The sequence below is a fragment of the Achromobacter sp. SLBN-14 genome, from assembly GCF_006715415.1.
Lineage (GTDB): Bacteria > Pseudomonadota > Gammaproteobacteria > Burkholderiales > Burkholderiaceae_B > Achromobacter > Achromobacter mucicolens.
Genome location: NZ_VFNE01000001.1, coordinates 1877162 through 1900202, shown reverse-complemented (window position 1 = coordinate 1900202; position 23041 = coordinate 1877162). Strand labels below are relative to the sequence as shown.

Annotated in this window: 15 protein-coding genes; 7 read left to right on the top strand and 8 right to left on the bottom strand. The window is 68.0% G+C overall.

Features of this window, described 5'->3' with window-relative positions; translation table 11 throughout:
• Nucleotides 1-29 precede the first annotated feature (29 nt).
• The 5 genes from FBY20_RS08655 to FBY20_RS08635 form a co-directional block, all read right to left on the bottom strand.
• Nucleotides 30-710, bottom strand: coding sequence for a protein-L-isoaspartate O-methyltransferase (locus FBY20_RS08655; protein ID WP_056327622.1), 681 nt, complete (start codon nt 708-710; stop codon nt 30-32).
• A gap of 157 nt (nt 711-867) precedes the next feature.
• On the bottom strand, nt 868-1710 hold the full coding sequence (gene thiD, locus FBY20_RS08650) for a bifunctional hydroxymethylpyrimidine kinase/phosphomethylpyrimidine kinase (protein WP_142051473.1): 843 nt from the start codon (nt 1708-1710) through the stop codon (nt 868-870).
• Nucleotides 1707-2510, bottom strand: a complete 804-nt coding sequence (locus FBY20_RS08645; protein WP_062840242.1) for a thiazole synthase — start codon at nt 2508-2510, stop codon at nt 1707-1709. The genes thiD and FBY20_RS08645 overlap by 4 nt, the downstream gene beginning before the upstream one ends.
• Nucleotides 2511-2649: 139 nt before the next feature.
• Nucleotides 2650-3522: a cobalamin-binding protein gene (locus FBY20_RS08640; RefSeq protein ID WP_174245466.1), complete on the bottom strand. Its 873-nt coding sequence runs from the start codon at nt 3520-3522 to the stop codon at nt 2650-2652.
• Between the two features lie 193 nt (nt 3523-3715).
• Nucleotides 3716-5761 carry a TonB-dependent receptor gene (locus FBY20_RS08635; protein ID WP_142051468.1) on the bottom strand — a complete coding sequence of 682 codons (2046 nt, stop codon included), beginning with the start codon at nt 5759-5761 and terminating at the stop codon, nt 3716-3718.
• A 453-nt stretch (nt 5762-6214) separates the two neighbouring features.
• Here FBY20_RS08635 and metH point away from each other — a divergent pair, with 453 nt between their 5' ends.
• Complete coding sequence (gene metH, locus FBY20_RS08630; RefSeq protein WP_142051465.1) at nt 6215-9988, top strand: methionine synthase; 3774 nt, start codon at nt 6215-6217, stop codon at nt 9986-9988.
• Between the two features lie 43 nt (nt 9989-10031).
• Here metH and iaaH read toward each other — a convergent pair whose 3' ends face one another.
• On the bottom strand, nt 10032-11486 hold the full coding sequence (gene iaaH / locus FBY20_RS08625; protein WP_142051462.1) for an indoleacetamide hydrolase: 1455 nt from the start codon (nt 11484-11486) through the stop codon (nt 10032-10034).
• A 151-nt stretch (nt 11487-11637) separates the two neighbouring features.
• On the opposite strand from iaaH, the gene FBY20_RS08620 reads away from it, so the two are divergent.
• Genes FBY20_RS08620 through FBY20_RS08605 form a run of 4 tightly spaced genes read left to right on the top strand, consistent with a single transcriptional unit; the run spans nt 11638 to nt 16199 of the window.
• Complete coding sequence (locus tag FBY20_RS08620) at nt 11638-12360, top strand: FadR/GntR family transcriptional regulator (protein ID WP_056327619.1); 723 nt, start codon at nt 11638-11640, stop codon at nt 12358-12360.
• On the top strand, nt 12360-13397 hold the full coding sequence (locus FBY20_RS08615) for an L-idonate 5-dehydrogenase (protein WP_142051459.1): 1038 nt from the start codon (nt 12360-12362) through the stop codon (nt 13395-13397). The genes FBY20_RS08620 and FBY20_RS08615 overlap by 1 nt, the downstream gene beginning before the upstream one ends.
• 52 nt (nt 13398-13449) lie before the next feature.
• Nucleotides 13450-14661, top strand: a complete 1212-nt coding sequence (manD, locus tag FBY20_RS08610) for a D-mannonate dehydratase ManD (protein ID WP_142051456.1) — start codon at nt 13450-13452, stop codon at nt 14659-14661.
• A complete protein-coding gene (locus tag FBY20_RS08605; protein ID WP_142051453.1) occupies nt 14649-16199 on the top strand; it encodes a mannitol dehydrogenase family protein in 1551 nt (516 codons plus the stop codon). The genes manD and FBY20_RS08605 overlap by 13 nt, the downstream gene beginning before the upstream one ends.
• A 42-nt stretch (nt 16200-16241) precedes the next feature.
• Here FBY20_RS08605 and FBY20_RS08600 read toward each other — a convergent pair whose 3' ends face one another.
• Nucleotides 16242-17012 (bottom strand): class I SAM-dependent methyltransferase, encoded by a 771-nt coding sequence (locus FBY20_RS08600; protein ID WP_142051450.1) that lies wholly within the window; start codon nt 17010-17012, stop codon nt 16242-16244.
• A 125-nt stretch (nt 17013-17137) separates the two neighbouring features.
• On the opposite strand from FBY20_RS08600, the gene FBY20_RS08595 reads away from it, so the two are divergent.
• Nucleotides 17138-17962 (top strand): helix-turn-helix transcriptional regulator, encoded by an 825-nt coding sequence (locus tag FBY20_RS08595; protein ID WP_142051447.1) that lies wholly within the window; start codon nt 17138-17140, stop codon nt 17960-17962.
• A gap of 37 nt (nt 17963-17999) precedes the next feature.
• Here FBY20_RS08595 and mutY read toward each other — a convergent pair whose 3' ends face one another.
• Entirely contained in the window at nt 18000-19082 is a 1083-nt protein-coding gene (gene mutY, locus FBY20_RS08590) for an A/G-specific adenine glycosylase (protein ID WP_056327515.1), read from the bottom strand.
• A 226-nt stretch (nt 19083-19308) separates the two neighbouring features.
• Between mutY and FBY20_RS08585 the strand changes: the two genes are divergently transcribed.
• The gene (locus FBY20_RS08585) at nt 19309-22923 is read left to right on the top strand and encodes an indolepyruvate ferredoxin oxidoreductase family protein (RefSeq protein ID WP_142051441.1); all 3615 of its coding nucleotides are present in this window, start codon (nt 19309-19311) and stop codon (nt 22921-22923) included.
• Nucleotides 22924-23041 lie beyond the last annotated feature (118 nt).

Below are 23041 nucleotides of genomic sequence, written 5' to 3'. Positions count from 1 at the left end.
GCCGGGCGGCAGGCGGCAGGTTTGCGGAGTTAGAACTTGAACTGCGACACCGTGACGCCGCGCAACGGCTTGATGACCGTTTCGAAGAGTTTGACGGTCTCGAAGCTGGCGGCAGTGGTGCGGGTGATGCGACAGGCAGTCATGATGGGCGCCTGGCCCACGACCACGACAAGGCGGCCGCCCACGCGCAGCTGGTACTTCAGCGCGTCCGGCACGACCGGCACGGAACCGGTGACCAGGATGGCGTCGTATTCGGTGGAGCCCCAGCCATTGCGGGCATCGCCGGTTTCGACCTTGACGTTGGTGACGTTGTTCATCTGCAGGTTCTGCTGCGCGAAGGTCACCAGGCGGCTGTCGATCTCGACGGAGGTGACTTGTTGCGCCAGGTAGCCCAGGAGGGCGGCCTGGTAGCCGGAACCCGTGCCGATTTCCAGCACGCAGTCGGACTTGGTCAGCAGCAGTTCTTGCGCGAGGCGTGCTTCGACCTTGGGGGCGAGCATGTTCTCGCGGGTGTTGACCGCGTTGATCTCGAGCGGCAGCTCCAGGTCTGAAAACGCCAGGCCGCGCAGGGCCGGCGGAACGAATTGTTCGCGGCGCACATCGAACAGCGCTTGCAGCACGTTGGCGTCCAGGACGTCCCACGGGCGGATCTGCTGTTCCACCATGTTGAAGCGGGCTTGTTCTACGTCGGGCAGGGTCGAAGCGTTCATGACGGTCAGAAAAAACGGAGGAATCAACGGGCCATTGTACCGATTCGTAGCGTCCTGTGACGGCGTGCCCGCGCGGTAGATGTTTCAGGCGCGGCCCGTACCCCGGAAAAGCAGACGGCGCCTCGCGGGGCGCCGTCTGATGATGGGGCGGGCGTGCTTACCACCAGCCGTGGAAGTGGTGGACCGGGCCGTGGCCCGAGCCGACCGACAGGCGCTCGGCGTGGCGGATGGCCTCAGTCAGATAGGCCTTGGCGCGCTTGGCCGATTCCGGTACGTCCCCGATTTGCGGCAGCAGCGCCGCCAGCGCGGCCGACAGCGTGCAGCCGGTGCCGTGGGTGTTGGCGGTGTCGATGCGATGGCCGGGCAGTTCGATCATGCGGTCGCCGTCGTGCAGCAGGTCGATGGTTTCGCTGCCGGGCAGGTGGCCGCCCTTGACCAGCACCCAGCGCTCGCCCGAATGCGCCAGCTTGTTGCGCAGGCGCTCGGCCACGCGCCGCATTTCCTTGACGGTCTCGACGGGGCGCTCTTCGAGCAGCACGCCGGCCTCGGGCAGGTTGGGCGTGAGCAGGGTGGTCAGGGGCAGCATGGCTTCGCGCATGGCGCCGACGGCATCGTTCTCCAGCAGCAGGTCGCCGCTCTTGGCGACCATGACCGGATCCAGCACGATGTGCGCCGGCGTCCATTTGGCGAGCTTTTCCGCCACGACTTCGATGACCGGACGCTGGCCCAGCATGCCGATCTTGACCGCGTCGATGCGCACGTCGCTGAACAGGGTGTCGATCTGCAGGCCGACGAAGGCGGGCGGCACCGGCGAGATGCCCGTGACGCCCTGCGTGTTCTGCGCGGTGAGCGCGGCAATGATGGCGCAGCCATACGCGCCCAGCGCGCTCATGGCCTTGACGTCGGCCAGGATGCCGGCGCCGCCGGACGGGTCGACGCCGGCGATGGTCAGCGCGTTGGGGATGGGACGGCCGCTGGCGGCCGGCTGGCGCGAGTTCATTTGGCGGGACCGCCGGTGATCAGGCCTTCGGTGGGCGAGCTGGGCGCGCCGCTGTACAGCTTCTTGGGCATGCGGCCGGCCAGGAAGGCTTCGCGGCCGCTTTCCACGCCCTTTTTCATGGCGCTGGCCATCAGGACGGGGTCGCGCGCGGCGGCGATGGCGGTGTTCATCAGCACGGCGTCGCAGCCCAGTTCCATGGCGATGGCGGCGTCGGACGCGGTGCCCACGCCGGCATCGACCACGACCGGCACGCGGGCCTGGTCGATGATGAGGCGCAGGTTCCAGGGATTCAGGATGCCCATGCCCGAGCCGATCAGCGAGGCGAGCGGCATGACGGCCACGGCGCCCATGTCTTCAAGCATGCGGCACTGGATGGGATCGTCCGTGCAATAGACCATGACCTTGAAGCCCTCATCGACCAGCGTCTTGGTGGCCTTGAGCGTTTCGGGCATGTTGGGGAACAGGGTGTGCGGGTCGCCCAGTACTTCGAGCTTCACGAGGTCGTGGCCGTCCAGCAGTTCGCGGGCCAGGCGCAGCGTGCGCACGGCGTCGTCGGCGGTGTAGCAGCCGGCGGTGTTGGGCAGCAGCGTGAACTTGGAGGTGGGGACGTAGTCCAGCAGGTTCGGTTCACCGGCGTTCTGGCCGATGTTGGTGCGGCGGATGGCGACGGTGACGATTTCCGTGCCGCTGGCGTCCAGGGCCGCGCGGGTCTGTTCGAAGTCCTTGTACTTGCCGGTTCCGACGAGCAGGCGCGACGAATAGGCGCGGCCGGCGATGGTGAGCGTGTCTTGTGTGGTCATGGCGGTGCTTCAAAGGGCGGGCGCGCACGATGCGAGGCCCGCGGGGACTGGCTGACTGATGCCGAATGATAAAGCAGGACGCCGGATGGCAGGGCGGGGGCGCTGGCCGGCGCGTTCCACTAATTGCGGAATGCGCGCGTCAGCGCACCCGGTCCAGGTCGGCGCAGAGGGTCTCGGCCGCGTCGATCAGCCGCGGGCCGGGCCGGTACAGCGCGTCGGCGTCGACACCGTAGACGTGGCCCTGGCGCGCGGCCGGCAGGCCCATCGCCTGCCAGGCGGCCAGGTTTGCCTGCGTGTCCCCGCGGCGCGAGACGCCGGCCAGCACGGCCTCGGGCCGGGCCGCCAGCACGCCTTCCAGCGTGACCTGCGGCGCCACGATGGGCGCCTGGCCGAAGACGTTGACGCCGCCGCACAGCCGCAGCGCATCGCTGACGATGCTGGCGTTGTTCAGGGTGTAGATCGGATCCAGGCCGGCCTGCACGAAGACCCGCACCGGACGCCGGCCGGCATAGCGGGCCTGCAGGGCCGCCAGCCGCGCGCGCATGTCCGCGGCAGCGGCGTTCGCCACGGACTCGGTGCCGAACAGCCTGCCCATGCGCTCGACCGCGCCGGGGATGGCGTCCAGCGTCAGCGGATCGCTGTAGAACACGGGCACGCCCAGCTTGTCCATCACGCGCGCCAGCGGTTCGGCGGCAGACGGTTGCCAGGCGATCAGAAGGTCCGGCCGGGCGGAGGCCACGCGCTCGGCATCGGGCTGCGTGCCGTCGCCGATGATGGGCAGCGCGCGGGCGGCGGGCGGGTAGTCGCTGCCCAGCACCGTGCCCACGATGAACCCGCCGGCGCCCGCGGCGTAGACGAGTTCGGTGGCGTGGGGCGCCAGCGTGACCGCGCGCCGGGCGGGCGCCTGCAGCGCGACGGCGCGGCCGCGGTCGTCCTGCACCTGGATGGCTGGCGCGCCGAGGGCCGGCAACGGAGACAGCACCATCGTTGGCGCCAACACCAGCGCCAACATCCAGGCCGGCTTCGCACCCCGCTTCGGCGCAAGTTTCAGTACCCGGTGTTGCGCCAGTCCGGCGGTCGTCAGGACGCGATGGGAGGTCATGCGGCGGCTCCGTCGGGTGGGCATAAACGCGGGGCAGGGCCTGCGCGGAATCTGCGCCTCAAGAAAGGCGCAATGCCGGCAGGCCCGGGCCGTCAGGCGGCAATCAGTAGCGTAGCGTGAGCGACGCGTAGAAGTTGCGGCCGGGAGCGGGGTACAGGCTGTAGTTGGCGACGGGACCCAGCATTTCGAACGAAGCGTTGCCGCCACGGATGCCGTACGTGGCGTACTGGCGGTCGAAGATGTTGTTCACGCCCACGGCGCCTTCGATGTTGCGGGTGAACTTGTACGCGAGCTTGGTGTTAAAGAGCACGTACGCATCCAGCTGCTTGTCGAACTGGTTGGCCTGGTCGTTGTCCATGCGCGACTTGCCCACGTATTGCGCCGACACGTTCCACAGGAATGCGTCGGTGGGGCGCCAGGTGACGGCAGCGTTGGCCAGCCACTTCGGGGCGAGCGGCACGGTCTTGCCGGCCAGGTCCACGCCCGCGTAGGTGCCGGAGCGGAACTGCGCCTGCATCCACGTCACGTTGGCGTCCAGGCTCACGCTGCTGGACAGGGCGGTGTGGCCTTCCAGCTCGACGCCTTGGCGGCGGGTCGGATCCAGGTTGGTGTTGGCGCCGGTGCCCGGACCCCACAGACCATCGGCCAGCGGGTTGTACTGGATCTCGTTGGTCAGGTCATAACGGAAGTACGACAGGCGCGCGCTGCTGGATGCCGACTGCCACGTGACGCCGATTTCCTTGTCGGTGGAGGTCTGCGGCGCCAGCGGCGACTGGACCGACAGCAGTTCGTCGGCGTTCGGCAGGCGGAAGCTGCGGCCGATCTTGCCGTACACGCCGAAGCCGCTGGCCAGGTCCTGGCGCACGCCCAGCTGCCAGGCGGTCAGGTGGTTGCTGCGATCAGACGCCGTGCCGGAACCCGAAATCACTTCCAGGTCGTCGGACGCGTACTGGCGGCGCACGCCCGCCGTGATGTAGGTGGTGTCGGTGGCGCGGATCTGGCCTTCGGCAAAGAGGCCGTACTGGTGCTGGCGCGATTGCCACTTCGAGGGTTCGAAGTCGTAGTAGGCGTTCTGGTCGGCGGTGGTCTTGGCTTCCTGCGCGTCCGCGCCGAAGACGACGCTGTGGCCGCCGTTGATCGGCAGGCGGTAGCGCACGCTGGCGATGTTCTCTTCGAGCTTCTGGTCGCGCAGCGTGTCGCCGAAACCGTCATAGGTCACGCCGCTGAGCTTCTTTTCGCGGGTCGACAGGTCCGAGTACAGCACGCCGGCGCCGATGGCCTGTTCAAGCTGCAGGCCGAACGTGGTGGTGGTGGTCTTGACGTAGTCGACGTCGTTCTTGGCGCCGCGCGGATCGTCCTGGAATTCGTTCACGCCAGTGAACGGGTTGATCGTGCGCGGGCCGGGCAGTTCCAGCTTCTGCGTGGTCGTGCGGCCGTACAGGCGGATCGAGCCGTCGTCGTGGCGGAACGTGATGCCGCCGCCGCCGCCCTCGCGGCGCTCGCCGCTGTGGTCGCGGTAGCCGTCGCTGTGCAGCGACTGCATGTAGGCGTCCACGCCCACCTTCTCGTTGTTCATCGAGACGGCAGCGTCGTACTGGCGCAGGCCGTAGCTGCCGAAGGTGGCGGTGGCGCGGGCGCTTACCGGCTCCTTCGTGAAATCGGACTTGGTGATGATGTTGATCACGCCGCCGGTCGTGCCGCCGCCGTATTGCACGGAGCCGCTGCCGCGCACGATTTCGATGCGTTCGACCTGGTCGAGCGGCACCACGCCCAGGCTGGGCGCCGACAGGTCGTTGGTGTTCTGCTTGACGCCGTCGATCAGGATCAGCGTGTTGCTTGCGCCAGTGATGCCGAAGCCGCGCAGGTCCACGATGGCGTTGTCGCTGGAGCTGGTGGTGTTGATCAGGTTGATGCCGGACTGCGTGGACAGCAGGTCCTGCATGGTGCGGGCGCTGCTGGCCGCGATGTCCTCGGCGGTGATGACCGAGATCGACACCGGCAGCGTGCGGCCGTCGGTGGGCACGCGTTGCGCCGTGACGGTGATGCTGTCCAGTTCGGGGGCGGGGGAAGCGGTCTGCTGGGCGGCGGCAATGGCCGGAGCGGTACAGAGCAAGGCGCCGGCGTAGCGCCGGATGGAGCGGGCTTTCATCTACATAACCTCGAAGCGACCCGCGACCCCGCAGGCCATTCACGATGGGGAGAATGCCCGCGCGCCGGGCGGGCCGAAAGGCCGCGGGGCGGGGAACAGGCATCCTGGCGAGCGAACAGGCCGGTATCGGGCTGCCATGGGCGCGGATGCGCGCATGGGGACCGTTGCGGGGGCAGCACAGGCTGGACTTGCTGGGCAACTGCGGCGGCCTTGTGGGCGGCGCGGCGCCCGTTGGCGGCGTCTTCCTGTTTCCCGTTTACCTTTCGCACGCGGCGGGCAAGTGTTGCGTCCTTGCCCAGCCTGTTGCGCCGAAAGCACCGGTTCGGGGCCGAAACTGTATCACCGCGAGGCGCGCGAAGGCCCATTTTGTTACGATCAGGGCTTGTTTTTTCAGCGTTTTTCGCTTTTTAGCCACAACCGCGCTGCCGTGGCCAACTCAATTTGGACCTGATCGTGTCGTATCCCCGCCTGCCGTACCCTCCCGAAGCCTATACCCGCGGCGGCGACTTTGCCCGCCTGCTGGGCAAGCGCATCCTGATCCTGGACGGCGCCATGGGCACCATGATCCAGCGCTACAAGCTGGGCGAAGCGGATTTTCGCGGCGAGCGCTTTGCCGATCACGGCAAGGACGTCAAGGGCAACAACGAGCTGTTGTCGCTGGTGCGGCCCGACGTCATCTCGGAGATCCACCGCCAGTACCTGGAAGCGGGCGCCGACGTCATCGAGACCAACACCTTCGGCGCCACCACGATCGCGCAAGGCGATTACGACCTGCCGGAACTGGCTTACGAGCTGAACCTGGTGTCGGCGCAGCTGGCGCGCGAGGCCTGTGACGCGTACAGCACGCCCGACAAGCCGCGCTTCGTGGCCGGCGCGCTGGGCCCGCAGCCCAAGACGGCATCCATCTCGCCGGACGTGAACGACCCGGGCGCGCGCAACGTCACGTTCGACGAGCTGCGCGTGGCGTACATCGAGCAGCTCAATGGCCTGCTCGATGGCGGCATCGACATCGTCCTGATCGAAACCATTTTCGACACGCTGAACGCCAAGGCGGCCATCTTCGCCACCGAGGAAGTCTTCGAGGAACGCGGCATCCGCCTGCCGGTGATGATCTCCGGCACGGTGACCGACGCGTCCGGCCGCATCCTGTCGGGCCAGACGGTCGAGGCCTTCTGGAACTCGGTGCGCCACGCGCGCCCCGTCACCATCGGCCTGAATTGCGCGCTGGGCGCGGCGCTGATGCGCCCCTACGTGGCCGAACTGTCCAAGATCTGCGACACCTACGTCTGCGTGTATCCCAACGCCGGCCTGCCCAACCCCATGGCCGAGACCGGCTTTGACGAGACCCCCGCCGACACCTCGGCGCTGCTCGAGGAATTTGCGCGCGCGGGGCTGGTGAACATGTCGGGCGGCTGCTGCGGCACCACGCCGGATCACATCCGCGCGATCGCCGACAAGGTCACGGCGCTGACGCCGCGCGTCGTGCCCGAGATTGCGGTCAAGACCCGCCTGTCGGGCCTGGAACCCCTGAACATCGACGAGGACACGCTGTTCGTCAACGTGGGCGAACGCACCAACGTGACGGGCAGCAAGATGTTCGCCCGCCTGATCCGCGAAGAAAAATACGACGAGGCGCTGGCCGTGGCCCGCCAGCAGGTCGAGAACGGCGCGCAGATCATCGACATCAACATGGACGAGGCCATGCTGGATTCGGTGGCCTGCATGCACCGCTTCCTGAACCTGATCGCCTCCGAGCCCGACATCGCGCGCGTGCCGGTCATGATCGACAGCTCGAAGTGGGAAGTCATCGAGACCGGCCTGAAGTGCGTGCAGGGCAAGGCCGTGGTGAACTCGATCTCCATGAAGGAAGGGCTGGAGCCCTTCCGCCACCACGCGCGACTGTGCCGCCGCTACGGCGCCGCGGTGGTGGTGATGGCGTTCGATGAACTTGGCCAGGCCGACACGCTGGAGCGCCGCAAGGAAATCTGCGGGCGCGCCTACAAGATCCTGGTCGAGGAAGAAGGCTTTCCGCCGGAAGACATCATCTTTGACCCGAACGTCTTCGCGGTCGCCACCGGCATCGACGAGCACAACCACTACGCCGTGGACTTCATCGAAGGCACGCGCTGGATCCGCGAGAACCTGCCGCATGCCCGCATCTCGGGCGGCGTGTCCAACGTCAGCTTCTCGTTCCGCGGCAATGAGCCGATGCGCGAGGCCATCCACACCGTGTTCCTGTACTACGCGGTCAAGGAAGGCATGACGATGGGCATCGTCAACGCCGGCCAGCTGGGCGTGTACGCCGATCTGGACGCCACGCTGCGCGACCTGGTCGAAGACGTGGTGTTGGACCGCCCCGAGCCCGTGGGCAAGACCGACCCCGCCGACGAGCGCACGCCCACCGAGCGCCTGGTGCAGTTTGCCGACACCGTGAAAGGCTCGGGCGCGAAGAAGGAAGAAGACCTGGCCTGGCGCAATGCCGAGGTCGAGCAGCGCCTGTCGCACGCGCTGGTGCACGGCATCACCGCCTTCATCGTGGAAGACACCGAAGAGGTGCGCCAGAAGATCGCCGCGCGCGGCGGCCGCCCCATCGAAGTGATCGAAGGCCCGCTGATGGACGGCATGAACGTCGTCGGCGACCTGTTCGGCGAAGGCAAGATGTTCCTGCCGCAAGTCGTGAAATCCGCGCGCGTGATGAAGCAGGCCGTGGCGCACCTGATTCCGTTCATCGAGGAAGAAAAGCGGCAGATCGCCGCCGCGGGTGGCGACGTGCGCGCCAAGGGCAAGATCGTCATCGCCACCGTCAAGGGCGACGTGCATGACATCGGCAAGAACATCGTGTCGGTGGTCCTGCAGTGCAACAACTTCGAAGTCGTGAACATGGGCGTGATGGTGCCCTGCGCGCAGATCCTTGAAAAAGCCAAGGAAGAGAACGCCGACATCGTCGGCCTGTCCGGTCTCATCACGCCCAGCCTCGAAGAGATGGCGTACGTGGCCTCGGAGATGCAGCGCGACGAGTACTTCCGCAGCCGCAAGGTCCCGCTGATGATCGGCGGGGCGACCACCAGCCGCGTGCACACCGCCGTCAAGATCGCGCCCAACTACGAAGGCCCGGTCATCTACGTGCCCGACGCCAGCCGTTCCGTGGGCGTGGCCACCAACCTGATGTCCGACCAGTCGGAAGCCTATCTGGCGGAACTGGCCGAGGAATACGAAGACGTGCGCCGCCGCCATGCCAACCGCAAGGCGACGCCCATCCTGCCGCTGGCCGAGGCGCGCGCCTCGCGGCCGGCGATCGACTGGGACAGCTACACGCCGCCGCGCCCCAAGTTCATCGGCCGGCGCACCTTCAAGAGCTATGACCTGGCGGAAATCGCGAAGTACGTGGACTGGGGCCCGTTCTTTCAGACCTGGAGCCTGTTCGGCCCATACCCGGCCATCCTGCAGGACAAGGTGGTGGGCGAGCAGGCGCGCAAGGTCTTTGCCGACGGCCAGGCCATGATGAAGCGCATCGTCGAGGGCCGCTGGCTGACCGCCAATGGCGTCGTGGGCTTCTATCCGGCCAATAGCGTCAACGACGAGGACATCGAGGTCTACAAGGACGAGACCCGCAGCGAGGTGCTGTTCACGTACCGCAACCTGCGCCAGCAGGGCGCCAAGCGCGAAGGGGTCAGCAACAAGTCGCTGTCCGACTTCATTGCGCCCAAGTCCAGCGGCAAGCTCGACTACATCGGCATGTTCGCCGTCACGGCCGGCCTGGGCATCGAGAAGAAGGAAGCCGAATTCGAAAAGGCGCTGGACGACTATTCCAGCATCATGCTCAAGTCGCTGGCCGACCGCCTGGCCGAGGCCTTTGCCGAATGCCTGCACGCGCGCGTGCGCCAGGACCTGTGGGGCTACGCGCCCGACGAGGCCCTGTCCAACGAGGACATGATTGCCGAGAAATACGTCGGCATCCGTCCCGCGCCAGGCTATCCGGCCTGCCCGGAACACGTGGTCAAGACGGATATGTTCCGCGTGCTGGACGGCGAGGACATCGGCATGATGCTGACGGACAGCTATGCGATGTACCCGGCCTCCAGCGTGTCGGGCTTTTACTTCAGCCACCCGCAGTCGCAGTACTTCAACGTGGGCGTCATCGGTGAAGACCAGCTTCTGGACTACGCCCGCCGCAGCGGCCGCAGCATCGAAGACCTGAAGCGAACGCTGGCGCCCAACCTGGGCTGACGCGCCGGTCTACCGCTGCGGCCGAGGCGGGAGCTGGCTGGGGCTAAGGCCGGAACTGGGGCGCCGCGAGGCGCCCCAGAATCTTTTCGACGGCCACGCCGATGGCGAGCACCTTGCTGTCCTCGCCCGGCAGGCCATCGATCTCCAGTCCCACCGGCAGACCTTGATTCGACAACCCGGCCGGCACGCTCAAGCCGGGAAGGCCTGCGTTGCTGCCCGGGTCCACGTTGCGGGCCAGGCGGGCGAAGGTCTCGAAGCTGCTGGCCTCGGGCGTGGCGGCGGGCGGCGGAACGGGCACGGTCGGAAACAGCAGGCCGTCCAGCGCGTGTTCCTTGAAAGCGCGGCGGTAGACGTCGATGAGTTCTCGGCGGCCGCTTGCGATGGCATGTTCGTACAGCGGTTGCAGCGGCAGGACCTGGCCGTCCGGCGTGGGCAGCACGCCCGGCACGATCAGGTTGTCGAAGATGCCTTTCACGTCCGGGCTGGAAATCTGCGCGACCACCTCGTCAAAGCTCACGCCCACGTGATATCGCGCCAGATAGGCCGTCAGGTCGGGCTTCTGTTCGAACAGGCATAGCGGCATGCCCACTGCGGCGTTGGCGGCGGGTAAGTCGGGCATGTCCAGGTTTACCAGCGTCACGCCGGCCGCGCGCAGCGCGTTCAATGCGGCTTCGGAAATTGCCTGCACCTCGGGATCAAGCTCGGCCCAGAAATAGGCGGCCACGCCCAGGCGGATGCTGGCCGGCGGCAATGGCGCTAGCGGCTCGGTCTGGCCCGTCATAATCGAATCCAGCAGCACGATGTCTGCCATGCTCTTGGCGATGGGGCCTGCCGTGTCGCGCGTATGCGAGATCGGCGTGATGCCCGCGCCGTCGTAGCGGCCCACCGTCGGGCGAAAGCCTGCCGATCCATTCACCGAGGCGGGCAGACGCACCGAGGCGCCGGTATCGGTGCCCAGCGCGGCGGGCGCCAGCCGCGCACCCACCGCCGCGCCGCTGCCCGACGACGAGCCGCCGGCGATCAGACGCGCGTCATAGGCGTTGCGCGTGCCATCGCCGTCCGGTCCCGCAAAGGCGGTGTTGTAGCCGGACACCCCGAACGCCAGTTCATGCATGTTGGTCTTGCCCAGGATGACCGCGCCGGCTTCACGCAGCCGCTGCACGACGGGCGCGTCCTCGGCGGGACGGAAGTCCTTGAGCGCGGGCGTGCCGGCCGTGTTCGGCAGGCCGGCGACGTGGATGTTGTCCTTGATGGCGATGGGCACGCCGCCCAGCGGGCCGTTGCCGGGCGCCGCATCGTAGGCGCGCGCCTGCGCCAGGGCGCCGTCGCGGTCGACGGTGATGAATGCGTTCAGGTCCTGGCGGGCGTCGATGCGGTCCAGGCAGGCCTCGGTCAGGGCAACGCTGGTGAGGCGGCCCTCGCGGATGCGGGTTGCCGCCTCGATGACGGTCAGGTCCGCCAGGTCGGCGGGCAAGGGCTGGTCGGTCGGGCTGGGCATGGCGCTTATTCCTTGGCTGTCGGTCGATCCGTATCTATACAGGGGTGGCACGGGGGCTGTCGAGAGGTCTGCCGCGCCGCGCGTAGTGGAAAACCACGATGGCGAAAATTGGTGGACCAAATACGATTTGGTCAGACCAATTCAGGACGCCATGACGTTGCACTCGCTAGCCAAACCCGAGGTTGCCCCCAGCCGCTCCGCGCCCGACCGCGGTTACCTGCGGCTGGCCGCGCAGATCCATGCGCTGGTGGCGCAGGGTGAATTCGCCGCCGGCCAGCGGCTGCCGGCTGAACGCGCGCTGGCCGAGCGCTTTGACGTCAGCCGCACGTCCGTGCGCGAGGCCATCATTGCGTTGGAACTGCAGGGCGTGGTGGAGGTGCGGGGCGGCTCGGGCATCTACGTCTGCGAGCCGGATGCGAGCCGGCCGCCCACGATGCCGGAGGCGGGCGCCGGCCCCTTCGAGCTGCTGCGCGCGCGCTGCCTGATCGAATCCGAGATCGCCGCGCTGGCGGCCACCACCCGCACCGACGGGGACCTGGACCGCATCTTCGAGGCGCTGACCGCCATGCGCGACCGGATGACGGACAAGGACGCCAACGCCGAGGCCGACCGCCGCTTTCACCTGTGCATCGCCCAATCCACGGGCAACAGCGTGCTGCTGGCGACGGTGACGTCGATGTGGGACCAGGCCCGGGGTCCGGTCTGGGAAAAGATGGAACAGCATTTCCATACGCAGGCGTTGCGCCAGGCGTCGCAGGCCGATCACCAGCGCATCTTCGGCGCGCTGGTGGCCCGCGACGCGCGGCAGGCGCGCGAGGCGATGCACGATCACCTGGAACGGGTGATCGGCGAATTTGCACAAGGGTGGCGCTGATGCTCAATTGCATGATCCACGGGGCGCAAGACCTGCGCCTGGACACCTCCGATTCGCAGTCCTTGGGGCCGTCGCAGGTGCGCGTCGGCGTCAAGGCCGTCGGCATCTGCGGGTCGGACCTGCATTACTTCCGGCACGGGCGGGTGGGGGATTTTGTCATCCGCGAACCGCTGACGCCGGGGCACGAGGCGTCCGGGCAGGTGCTGGAGGTGGGCGCGGACGTGACGGCCGTCAAGCCGGGCGACCGCGTTGCGCTGGATCCGGCGCGCACCTGCGGCGTGTGCCGCTATTGCCGGCAGGGCGATTCCAATCATTGCGAGGCCGTGCATTTCTTCGGCAGCGCCAGCCGCTATCCGCACATGCAGGGCGCGATGCGCGAAGAGGTGGTGGTGCAAGAGGGGCAATGCGTGCCGGTGCCGGATTCGCTGTCCTTCGAACTGGCCGCTTTTGGCGAGCCGCTGGCGGTGGCGTTGCACGCGGTGCGCAGCGCGGGATCGCTGCTGGGCAAGACGGCGATGGTGGTGGGCGCGGGCCCCATCGGCGCGCTGATTCTGATGGCGGCGCGGCTGGCAGGCGCCAGCCGGGTCATCGTGGTGGACATCGTGGACCTGACGCTGGCGGCGTGCGCGCGCGTGGGCGCGTCGCAAACCATCAACGCGGCCACGGACCCGGGCGCGCTGGACGCGCTGGCGGCGGGCAAGGGATCCGTCGACGTGTGCTTCGAGGCATCGGGCAGCTACGCGGGGCTGGCAAGCTGCCTGCGCGCCGCGCGTCCGCGCGGCGTTGTCGTGACGGTGGGTACGCTGTCCGGCAGCAGCGAGGCGTGCCCGTTCAACCAGATCATGGTCAAGAGCCTGACGTGCGTCGGCAGCTTCCGATTTGTGAACGAATACGCGATGGCCGTGGATTGCCTGGCGCGCGGCCTGATCGATGTGTCGCCGCTGCTGACGGCGGCCGTGCCGGTTGCGCGCGTGCACGACGCCTTCGCGCTGGCGGGCGATCGCAACCAGGCGATGAAAGTGATGGTGACGTTCTGACTCCGCGGCCGCCTCGCGCGGCCGTTCCTCTTTCCTGTAGCCGGAAGCCAAGATGAAGATTACGAATGCACGCGTGATTGTCTGTTGTCCGGGCCGCAACTTCGTGACCCTGAAGATCGAAACCGACCAGGGCCTGACCGGCATCGGCGACGCGACGCTGAACGGGCGCGAGCTGGCGGTGGCGGCCTACCTGACCGAGCATGTCATCCCGTGCCTGATCGGGCGTGACGCGCATCAGATCGAGGACATCTGGCAGTACCTGTACAAGGGCGCATATTGGCGGCGCGGGCCGGTCACCATGACCGCCATCGCGGGCGTGGACACGGCGCTGTGGGACCTGAAGGCCAAGGCTGCCGGCATGCCGCTGTATCAGCTTCTTGGCGGCAAGAGCCGCAGCGGCGTGATGGTCTACGGCCACGCCAACGGTTCGGACATCGAGCACACCGTGGACGAAGTGCTGCGCTACGCCGACATGGGTTATCGCGCCATCCGCGCGCAAAGCGGCGTGCCGGGGTTGGAGAAGGTGTACGGCGTGGGCCGGGGCACGTTGTTCTACGAGCCCGCCGACGCGGACCTGCCCAGCGAGCATGATTGGTCCACCGAAAAGTATCTGCGCCACGCGCCGCAGCTGTTTGAACGCATCCGCGAGAAGCTGGGCTTCGAGCACCATCTGCTGCACGACGTGCATCACCGGCTGACCCCCATCGAGGCCGCGCGCCTGGGCAAGTCGCTGGAACCCTACAACCTCTTCTGGATGGAGGACGCCACGCCCGCCGAGAACCAGGAGGCGTTCCGGCTGATCCGTCAGCACACCACCACGCCGCTGGCGGTGGGCGAAGTCTTCAACACGATCTGGGACTGCAAGGATCTGGTGCAGAACCAGCTTATCGACTACATCCGCACCACGGTCGTCCACGCGGGCGGCATCACGCATCTGCGTCGCATTGCCGACATGGCCTCGCTCTACCAGGTGCGCACCGGCTGTCACGGCGCCACGGACCTGTCGCCGGTGTGCATGGGCGCGGCGCTGCACTTTGACCTGTGGGTGCCGAATTTCGGCATCCAGGAGTACATGCGGCATACCGACGAAACGGATGCCGTCTTCCCGCACGCCTACACGTTCGAGCAGGGCATGCTGTATCCGGGCGAGGCCCCGGGCCACGGCGTCGACATCGACGAGAAGCTGGCGGCGCGGTACCCCTATCAGCGCGCGTACCTGCCCGTGAACCGGTTGCAGCACGACGGCACGCTATGGAACTGGTAGGCGAGGGCAGCCGGCTGAACGCGGGGACGCTGGACGCCTTGCCCGCGCACGTGGCGCGTCCTGGTTTTGACCGGGCCGCGCTGGGCATCGGCATCGTGCATCTGGGTCTGGGCGCTTTTGCGCGGGCGCATCTGGCCGCAGTGAACGACGCCGCGCTGCGCGCGGGGGCGAATGCGGATTGGGGCATCTGCGGCGTGTCGTTGCGCCAGACCGATACGCGCGACGCATTGGCGCCGCAGGACGGCCTTTATGCGCTGGCGCTGCGCGATGCCGACGCCAGCGGCGCGCCCCGGCAACGCCTTGGCGTGATCGGCTGCCTGCGCGAGGCGCTGGTCGCGCCCGAGGATCCGCAAGCCGTGCTGGACCGCATTGCGGCGCCCGGCACGCGCATCGTCAGCATCACGGTCACCGAGAAGGGCTATTGCCACGATCCGGCCAGCGGCCGCCTGAATCCGGACCATCCCGACATCGTGCACGACCTTGCGCACCCCGCGACGCCGCGGGGCGTAATCGGGTTTCTCGTGCACGGCCTGCAGTTGCGCCGCGCGGCGGGCCTGGCGCCGGTCACGGTGATGTCGCTGGACAACCTGCCCGCCAATGGCCACCTGCTGCGCGCGCTGGTGCTGACGTTCGCGGCGCGCGTCGATGCCGGATTGGCCGAATCGATCGCGTCGGCGTGCACGTTTCCGTGCTCGATGGTCGACCGCATCGTGCCGCGCACGACGGACGCGGACCGGCAGGCGATCGCCGCGGCGCTGGGCGTACGAGACGCTTGGCCGGTGGTGGCCGAGCCCTATCTGGAATGGGTCGTCGAAGACCGGTTTGCGGCGGGCCGGCCGGACTGGACCGCGGGCGGCGCGCGCTTCGTGGCGGACGCGGCGCCGTTTGAAACGCTGAAGCTTCGCATGGTCAACGGTGCGCATTCGGCGCTGGCGTATCTGTCGGTGATGGCGGGGTGGGCCACCGTGGACGAGGCGATGGCGCAGCCGGGCATGCGGCGGTATCTGCGCGCGCTGATGGGCCAGGAGATCGAGCCGACGCTACCGCCGCTGCCGGGGCTGGATCTGGCTGCGTATCGCGCAGGGCTGCTGCATCGGTTTGCCAATCCGGCGCTCAGGCACCAGACGCGGCAGATCGCGATGGACGGTTCGCAGAAATTGCCGCAGCGGCTGCTCGGCACCGTGCGCGACCGGCTGGCGGTGGATGCGCCGATCCCCGGGTTGGCGCTGGCGGTGGCGGGATGGCTGCATTTCCTGCGCGGGGCGGATGAGGCGGGGCGCGTCTACGAGATCCAGGATCCGATGGCCCAAGCGCTGGCGCATCGTCGTGAGGTGGCCGAACAGGCGGCGCGGCAGGCGGGCGAGGGACCGGCGGCGATGTTGGCCTGGGCGGGCGTGATGACGGGCTTTGAACCGGTGTTCGGAGACCTGGGGCAGGAGCCGCGATTCGTGCGGGCGGTAGGCGCGGCTGCGCAGTTGCTGCGCAGCCTGGGTGTCGCGGGCGCCTTGTCCGCGATGCATCGCGCGTCGGCGGGCTGACGCGGCGGCGCCGGCCCCGGCGGGATGCTTCTGGCTTACCGTTCAGCCCGGCTTGCGCACGACGATGGTCGCCGTGTCGCTGGTGAACGAGGCATCGTCGCGCACGTCGAAGTGCGCGCGCACGACGTCCGGCGCGATGCCGAACATGTGGCGCAGCGCGGCCACCAGCGTGTCGGGCGTGCGCATGCGCGTGACCCACGACTGGAATTCCAGCGGCAGGCGGCGCGGCGCCAGTTCCTGCAGCGTGAAGCCGGCCTCGGTAAGCATGCGGGTCCATTCGGCCACCGAGTAGTCGCGCACGTGCGAGGTGTCGCGCAGCACCTCGATGGTTTGCAGCCAGGTGTCCAGCAGCGGTTCGCCCGGCGACACCACGTCAGCGAACACGGCAATGCCGCCCGGCTTGAGCACGCGGAAGGCTTCGCGCAGCCCGCGCCCGGCGTCCTGCCAGTGGTGGGTGGAGTAGCGCGACATCACCAGGTCGAATTCGCCGTCGCCAAAGGGCAGGTACTCGGCCTTGCCTTGTCGGGTGACCAGATTTGCAAGGCCACGCTTGGCGGCTTCGGCGGCGACGACATCCAGCATCTGCTGCGACAGGTCGTAGGCGGTCACCTGCGCGACTTGCGGGGCCACGTGAAAGCTCACGTGGCCGCCGCCACAGCCCAGATCCAAAACGCGCGCGGCGGGGTGCTGGCCGGCAATGGCGGCCATCTGAACCAGGTCTTCGCCTTGCGCGTGGACGGCGCTGGTCAGGTAGGCAGCGGCGCGGGGGCTGAATTGGCGGTCGACGGCGGCGTCGTGGGTGCTGGCGGTCATGAGGGGTCCTTGTGTCGGGAACGCGGCGCGGATTGTTGCCGGGAATCCTTTCGGGATTGGGAAAGGGTGCAGGCGCTAAGATAGGCGGGCCCGTATACACGTACAAGCCCATTGCTCATCCTGGTATGAATACTTCCCCCCAGCCCGTCTCGCCCGGCCACGAAGGCTCTCATCTGCGCCGCCACGCGCTGGGCGAGTTCGTGCGCAGCGCCCGGTCGCGCATCACGCCGCAGATGGCCGGCCTGCCCGAGGGATCCCGGCGGCGAACGCCGGGGCTGCGGCGCGAAGAGGTGGCGCAGCTTTGCGGCATCAGCGTCACCTGGTACACGTGGATCGAGCAGGGGCGCGAGGTGTCGGTGTCGCCGTCGGTGTGGTCGCGCATCGCCGGCGTGCTGCAACTGGCGCGGGCGGAACGCGCCTACCTCTTCGACCTGGCCGATTGCGCCGACCCGCAGCACGCCCGCGACGACGCCGGCGGCGCGCCGGGCCCGCTGCAGGAATGCGTGAACGCGATCAATGCGCCGGCGTATGTGCTGGACCGCGCCTGGAACGTGCTGGCGTGCAATGCGCCGCTGGTCGACCTGTTCGACCACTGGCCCGAACGCGACCCCGCCCCGAACCTGCTGCGATACATCTTCCTGGACCCCGCCGCGCGCGAGCTGGTGGTGGATTGGGACCAGCGCGCCCGCCGCGTGGTGGCCGAATTTCGCGCCGACGCGGGCGCGCACCTGGACGAACCGGCCGTGCTGGCGCTGCTGGACAGCCTGAGCCGCCAGAGCGTTGTCTTCTCACACTGGTGGACCCGCCACGCGGTGGTCGAACGCGAAGGCGGGCTACGCGAATTCCTGCACCCGCGCCGCGGCAAACTGGCGTATCAGCAGATCACCTTCCGCCTGGCGACGCACCCGGATCTGAAGCTGGTGATGCTGCTGAGCGGGGCGGGGGTCTGACACCGCTCAAGCCCACACCGGCCAACCCGTCCGGTCTCTACGCCGCGTTTTCCTCGTCAAACAGGCTGTCCTGCATCCCGGCATCCACCAGTCCTTGCAGCAGCTTCTTGACCGGCGCGGGCAGCGCCATCGTCCCCAGCTTGTCCGCCGGCACCCAGCGCTCGGGCAGGGCCGGTTCCCGCAGCGCGACCGCGCGCACGGGCACGAGCCACGGACGGATGTGCAGCCGGTAGTGCGTGAACGTGTGGGCGAAAGCGGCAAGTTCGAAGCGCTGCTCCGGCTCCAGCCCCAACGCGCGTGACGCGCTGTCGGGGTCGCCTGCCGCGTCGAACTCCGGCAGGCTCCACAGCCCGCCCCAGATGCCCGGTTCGGGGCGCTGCTGCAGCAGGAAAGCGCCCTGGTGCCGCAGCACCAACATACAGGTCTCGCGCTCGGGGATGGCCTTGCGCACTTTGGGCGTGGGCAACTCGGCCTGGCGGCCTTCTCGGCGCGCGACGCAAGTGTCCGCGACGGGGCATCTGTCGCAGGCGGGCTTGCCGCGTGTGCAGAGCGTGGCGCCCAGGTCCATCAGCCCCTGCGTGTACGCCGCCATGTCCAGCCCGGGCGCGGCGTCCACCTGCGCATGCGCCAGCGCCCAGAGACGCTGCTCGACCTCGCGCTTGGCCGGGTCGCCCGCAATGCCGAAGTGACGGGTGAACACGCGCTTGACGTTGCCGTCCAGGATGGGTGAACGCTCGCCGTTCGAGAACGCGGCAATGGCCGCGGCGGTGGACCGGCCGATGCCGGGCAGGGTGGCGATGGCCTCGGCGGTGGGCGGAAAGCGGCCGTCCCAGTCGCGCATGATTTCCTGGGCGCAGCGGTGCAGGTTGCGGGCGCGGGCGTAATAGCCCAGGCCGGCCCAGAACGGCATCACGTCTTCCTGCGAGGCGGCGGCCAGCGCCGCGACGTCCGGAAAGCGTTGCAGAAAGCGCTCGTAGTAGGGGATGACGGTGGCTACCTGGGTCTGCTGCAGCATGATTTCGGATAGCCAGATCCGGTAGGGATCCCGGGTGTTCTGCCAGGGGAGATCGTGGCGGCCGTGCTGGCGCTGCCAGGCGACGATGCGAGGGGCGAAGTCCATGCCGGCAATTATCGCATCGCCCTATTGCCCGCCTGTGGGCCAGGGGGTACAACCGAAAGGACTAGCGTCAGCTGGCCCTATTTTTTGGCCAGCCGGCGCGGCAAGCGCGATTCGGCCCGCAGAAGGCGTGAACGCATCAGGACTTCACTTTCACGGCCCTTGCTGGCCCGCGTGCGTTCTGTGGAGCTGCGCGCCGCTTGCCGGGGCATCCGATGTTGGAGTAGACATGAATGCCCCCCTCACGCCCGCCGTCCGCGCGGCGCTCGAATCCGTTCAGCTCGACGACAAATACACCCTGCAATCCGGCCGCGCCTGGATGAGCGGCATCCACGCGCTGGTGCGGCTGCCCATGATGCAGCGCGTTCGCGATGCGCAGGCAGGGTTGAACACGGCGGGATTCGTGTCGGGGTACCGGGGCTCGCCGCTGGGCGGCGTCGATCAGAACATGTGGAAGGCCGCCGCGCATCTGAAGGCGCACCACGTCGAGTTCCAGCCGGGCATCAATGAAGACCTGGCCGCGACGGCGGTGTGGGGCACGCAGCAGGTGAACCTTTTTCCCGGCGCCAAGTACGACGGCGTGTTCGGCATGTGGTACGGCAAGGGGCCGGGCGTGGACCGCTGCGGCGACGTCTTCAAGCATGCCAACGCGGCGGGCACGGCGCGCCATGGCGGCGTGCTGGTGGTGGCGGGCGATGACCACCCCGCCAAGTCGTCGACCCTGCCGCATCAGAGCGACCACATCCTGAAGGCCTGCATGATCCCGGTGCTGTTCCCGTCCAGCGTGCAGGAGGTGCTGGACTACGGCCTGCACGGCTGGGCGATGAGCCGGTACGCGGGGGTGTGGGTCGGCATGAAGTGCATCACCGACATCGTGGAGGTATCGGCGTCGGTGGACGTGGATCCGCACCGGGTGCGCATCGTGCTGCCCGAGGATTTCCAGTTGCCGCCGGACGGCCTGAACATCCGGCTGCCGGACACGCCGTTGCAGCAGGAAGCGCGGCTCTTGGACTACAAGCTGTACGCGGCGCTGGCCTATGCGCGCGCCAACGGGTTAAACCGGGAGCTCTGGGAGGTGCCGCAGCAGGCGGCGCGCTTCGGCATCATGACTTCGGGCAAGGCCTATCTGGACACGCGCCAGGCGCTGTCGGACCTGGGGCTGTCCGAAGACGTGTGCCGGCGCATCGGCGTGCGGCTGTTCAAGGTGGGCATGGTGTGGCCGCTGGAGTCCGCGGGCACGCAGCGTTTCGCGGAAGGGCTGGACGAGATCCTGGTCGTGGAGGAAAAGCGCCAGGTGCTGGAGTACCAGCTGAAGGAGGAGCTGTTCAGCTGGATCGGCAGCGGCAAGAAGATTCCTCGGGTGGTGGGCAAGTTCGACGACAAGGATGGCGGCGAGTGGTCGGTGCCGCAGGGCAACTGGCTGCTGCCGGCGCATTACGAGTTTTCGCCCGCGATGGTTGCCAAGGCGATCGGGGCGCGCCTGTTGCGTTTCGCGTTGCCGGACGACGTGCGCGCGGGCATCGAGGCGCGGCTGGAATTCATTCGAGCCCGCGAAGCGGCGCTGGCGCGTCCGCGCGTGGTCGAGGAGCGCAAGCCCTGGTTCTGTTCGGGCTGTCCGCACAACACGTCGACGCGCCTGCCGGAGGGGTCTCGCGGCATGGCGGGCATCGGCTGCCACTACATGGTGCGATGGATGGACCGCGGCACGGACGTTTTCACGCAGATGGGCGGCGAGGGCGTGCCGTGGCTGGGGCAGGCGCCGTTCACCGAGGAAAAGCACGTGTTTGCGAACCTGGGCGACGGCACCTACTTTCATTCGGGGCTGCTGGCGATTCGGGCAGCGGTGGCGGCCAAGGCGCCGATCACATACAAGATCCTGTTCAACGACGCGGTCGCGATGACGGGCGGGCAGCCGGTGGACGGCCCGATCAGCGTGCCGATGATTACGCGCCAAGTGGCGGCCGAGGGCATCGAGAAGATCGTGGTGGTGACGGACGATCCGCGCAAGTACGTGGAGGTGTCGGACCTGGCGCCGGGTGTGCCGGTGCGCCACCGCGACGAGCTGGACGCGGTGATGCGCGAGCTGCGCGAGCATCCGGGGGTGTCGGTGCTGATCTACGACCAGACCTGCGCCACGGAAAAGCGCCGCCGCCGCAAGCGCAATGCCTATCCGGATCCGGCGCGCCGCGTGGTCATCAATGAACGGGTGTGCGAGGGGTGTGGCGACTGCTCGGCGAAGTCGAACTGTCTGTCGGTGGAGCCGCTGGAGACCGAGTTCGGGCGCAAGCGCAAGATCAACCAGTCAATCTGCAACAAGGACTTTTCCTGTCTGAAGGGCTTTTGCCCCAGCCTGGTGACGGTGGAAGGCGGCAAGCTGAGAAAGCCGCAAGCGCTGGCGCAGTCGGGCGGCGCGCCGGACGAGGGTGTGCCCTTGCCGCGCCCGCACGGACTGGATGCGCCTTATGGGGTGTTCATCGCGGGGGTGGGCGGGACGGGCGTGGTGACGATCGGCCAGTTGCTGGGCATGGCGGCGCACCTGGAGGGCAAGGGCTGTTCGGTGCTGGACATGGCGGGGCTGGCGCAGAAGGGCGGCGCGGTGTTTTCCCATGTGGTGCTGGCAGGCTCGCCGGATCATTTGCTGAACACGCGGGTGGCGATGGGCGAGGCAGACCTGCTGCTGGCGGGCGATCTGGTGGTGGCGACGAGTCCGGAGGCGATGGCCCGGGTGACGCCAGGGCGCACGCATGTGTTGCTCAATAGCGATACGGCGCCGACGGCGGCGTTCGTGTCGAACCCTTCGTGGACGCTGCCGGGCGCGAACTTGACGTCGGATCTGCAAAGCGCGTGCGGCAAGGACAACCTGGCCGCTATGGACGCAGCCGCGATGGCGGTGGTGCTGCTGGGCGATGCGATCTACTCAAATCCGCTGATGATGGGCTACGCATTCCAGAAGGGCTGGATACCGCTGTCGCGCGAGGCGCTGTTGCGGGCGATTGAACTGAACGGCCAGCAGGTGGCGAACAATCTTGCGGCATTCGCATGGGGACGCCGCGCGGCGCACGAGCCGGCGGCGGTGGCGCGTCTGATGGCCAACGGCGGCGTGTCGCCCGCGCAGCCGGACGACATCATCGAGATCACGCGGCCGCGGGCGCCGACTCCCGTGGCGGACTTGAAGCAGCCGGCGGGCGAACTGGCGCGAATGGTGGCGGTGCGCGAGGCGTTCCTGACGCAGTACCAGGACGCGGCGTATGCAAAGCACTACACGGACCTGGTGAACAAGGTGGCGCGGGCGGAGCGGGAGGCGACGGGCACGAACCGATTGGCACTGGCAGTGGCGCGCTATTACTTCAAGCTGATGGCCTACAAGGACGAGTACGAAGTCGCGCGGCTGTACTCGGACGGGGAGTTTGTGAAGCGGGTGGGTGAGCAGTTCGAGGGGGATTGGAAGCTGCGCTTTCACCTGGCGCCGCCGGTGTTTGCGCGGCGGGACAAGGACGGGCATCTGGTGAAGCGGGCTTACGGGCCGGGGATGCTGAAGGTATTTGGCGTGCTGGCGCGGATGCGGTTCCTGCGCGGGTCGCGGTTCGATCCGTTCGGATATACGAAGGAGCGGCGGGCGGAGCGGGCGTTGATCCAGGAGTATCGGGAGACGATGACGGCGATCTTGGGGAAGTTGAACCGCGGGAATCTGGATAAGGCCGTGGCGCTGGCTAGCGTACCCGAGGAGATTCGCGGGTACGGGCATGTGAAGGAGGCGTCGATGGCGCGGGCTGAGGCGACGCGGGAGGAGTTGTTGAAGGGGTTTACCGCGAGGGTGGTGGCGATTGGGGTTCGGGCGGCTTGAATGGTAGGGCTTTGATTGTCTTTGACAGGGACCTACGACGTGGCTGGGTTCGAATGGGATTTGCGCTTGAATGCTGATGGCCGGGAGCTGCCGGCGGTGGGTACGGTTCTTTAGACGC

What these genes read in the sequence shown, in the direction of transcription:
- FBY20_RS08620 (WP_056327619.1), top strand. Translation starts at nt 11,638, where the DNA reads ATGACGTTGCACTCGCTAGCCAAACCCGAGGTTGCCCCCAGCCGCTCC.
- FBY20_RS08640 (WP_174245466.1), bottom strand. Translation starts at nt 3,522, where the DNA reads ATGTTGGCGCTGGTGTTGGCGCCAACGATGGTGCTGTCTCCGTTGCCG.
- FBY20_RS08595 (WP_142051447.1), top strand. Translation starts at nt 17,138, where the DNA reads ATGAATACTTCCCCCCAGCCCGTCTCGCCCGGCCACGAAGGCTCTCAT.
- FBY20_RS08615 (WP_142051459.1), top strand. Translation starts at nt 12,360, where the DNA reads ATGCTCAATTGCATGATCCACGGGGCGCAAGACCTGCGCCTGGACACC.
- FBY20_RS08600 (WP_142051450.1), bottom strand. Translation starts at nt 17,012, where the DNA reads ATGACCGCCAGCACCCACGACGCCGCCGTCGACCGCCAATTCAGCCCC.
- iaaH (WP_142051462.1), bottom strand. Translation starts at nt 11,486, where the DNA reads ATGCCCAGCCCGACCGACCAGCCCTTGCCCGCCGACCTGGCGGACCTG.
- FBY20_RS08605 (WP_142051453.1), top strand. Translation starts at nt 14,649, where the DNA reads ATGGAACTGGTAGGCGAGGGCAGCCGGCTGAACGCGGGGACGCTGGAC.
- manD (WP_142051456.1), top strand. Translation starts at nt 13,450, where the DNA reads ATGAAGATTACGAATGCACGCGTGATTGTCTGTTGTCCGGGCCGCAAC.
- FBY20_RS08585 (WP_142051441.1), top strand. Translation starts at nt 19,309, where the DNA reads ATGAATGCCCCCCTCACGCCCGCCGTCCGCGCGGCGCTCGAATCCGTT.
- FBY20_RS08645 (WP_062840242.1), bottom strand. Translation starts at nt 2,510, where the DNA reads ATGACCACACAAGACACGCTCACCATCGCCGGCCGCGCCTATTCGTCG.
- FBY20_RS08655 (WP_056327622.1), bottom strand. Translation starts at nt 710, where the DNA reads ATGAACGCTTCGACCCTGCCCGACGTAGAACAAGCCCGCTTCAACATG.
- FBY20_RS08635 (WP_142051468.1), bottom strand. Translation starts at nt 5,761, where the DNA reads ATGAAAGCCCGCTCCATCCGGCGCTACGCCGGCGCCTTGCTCTGTACC.
- thiD (WP_142051473.1), bottom strand. Translation starts at nt 1,710, where the DNA reads ATGAACTCGCGCCAGCCGGCCGCCAGCGGCCGTCCCATCCCCAACGCG.
- mutY (WP_056327515.1), bottom strand. Translation starts at nt 19,082, where the DNA reads ATGGACTTCGCCCCTCGCATCGTCGCCTGGCAGCGCCAGCACGGCCGC.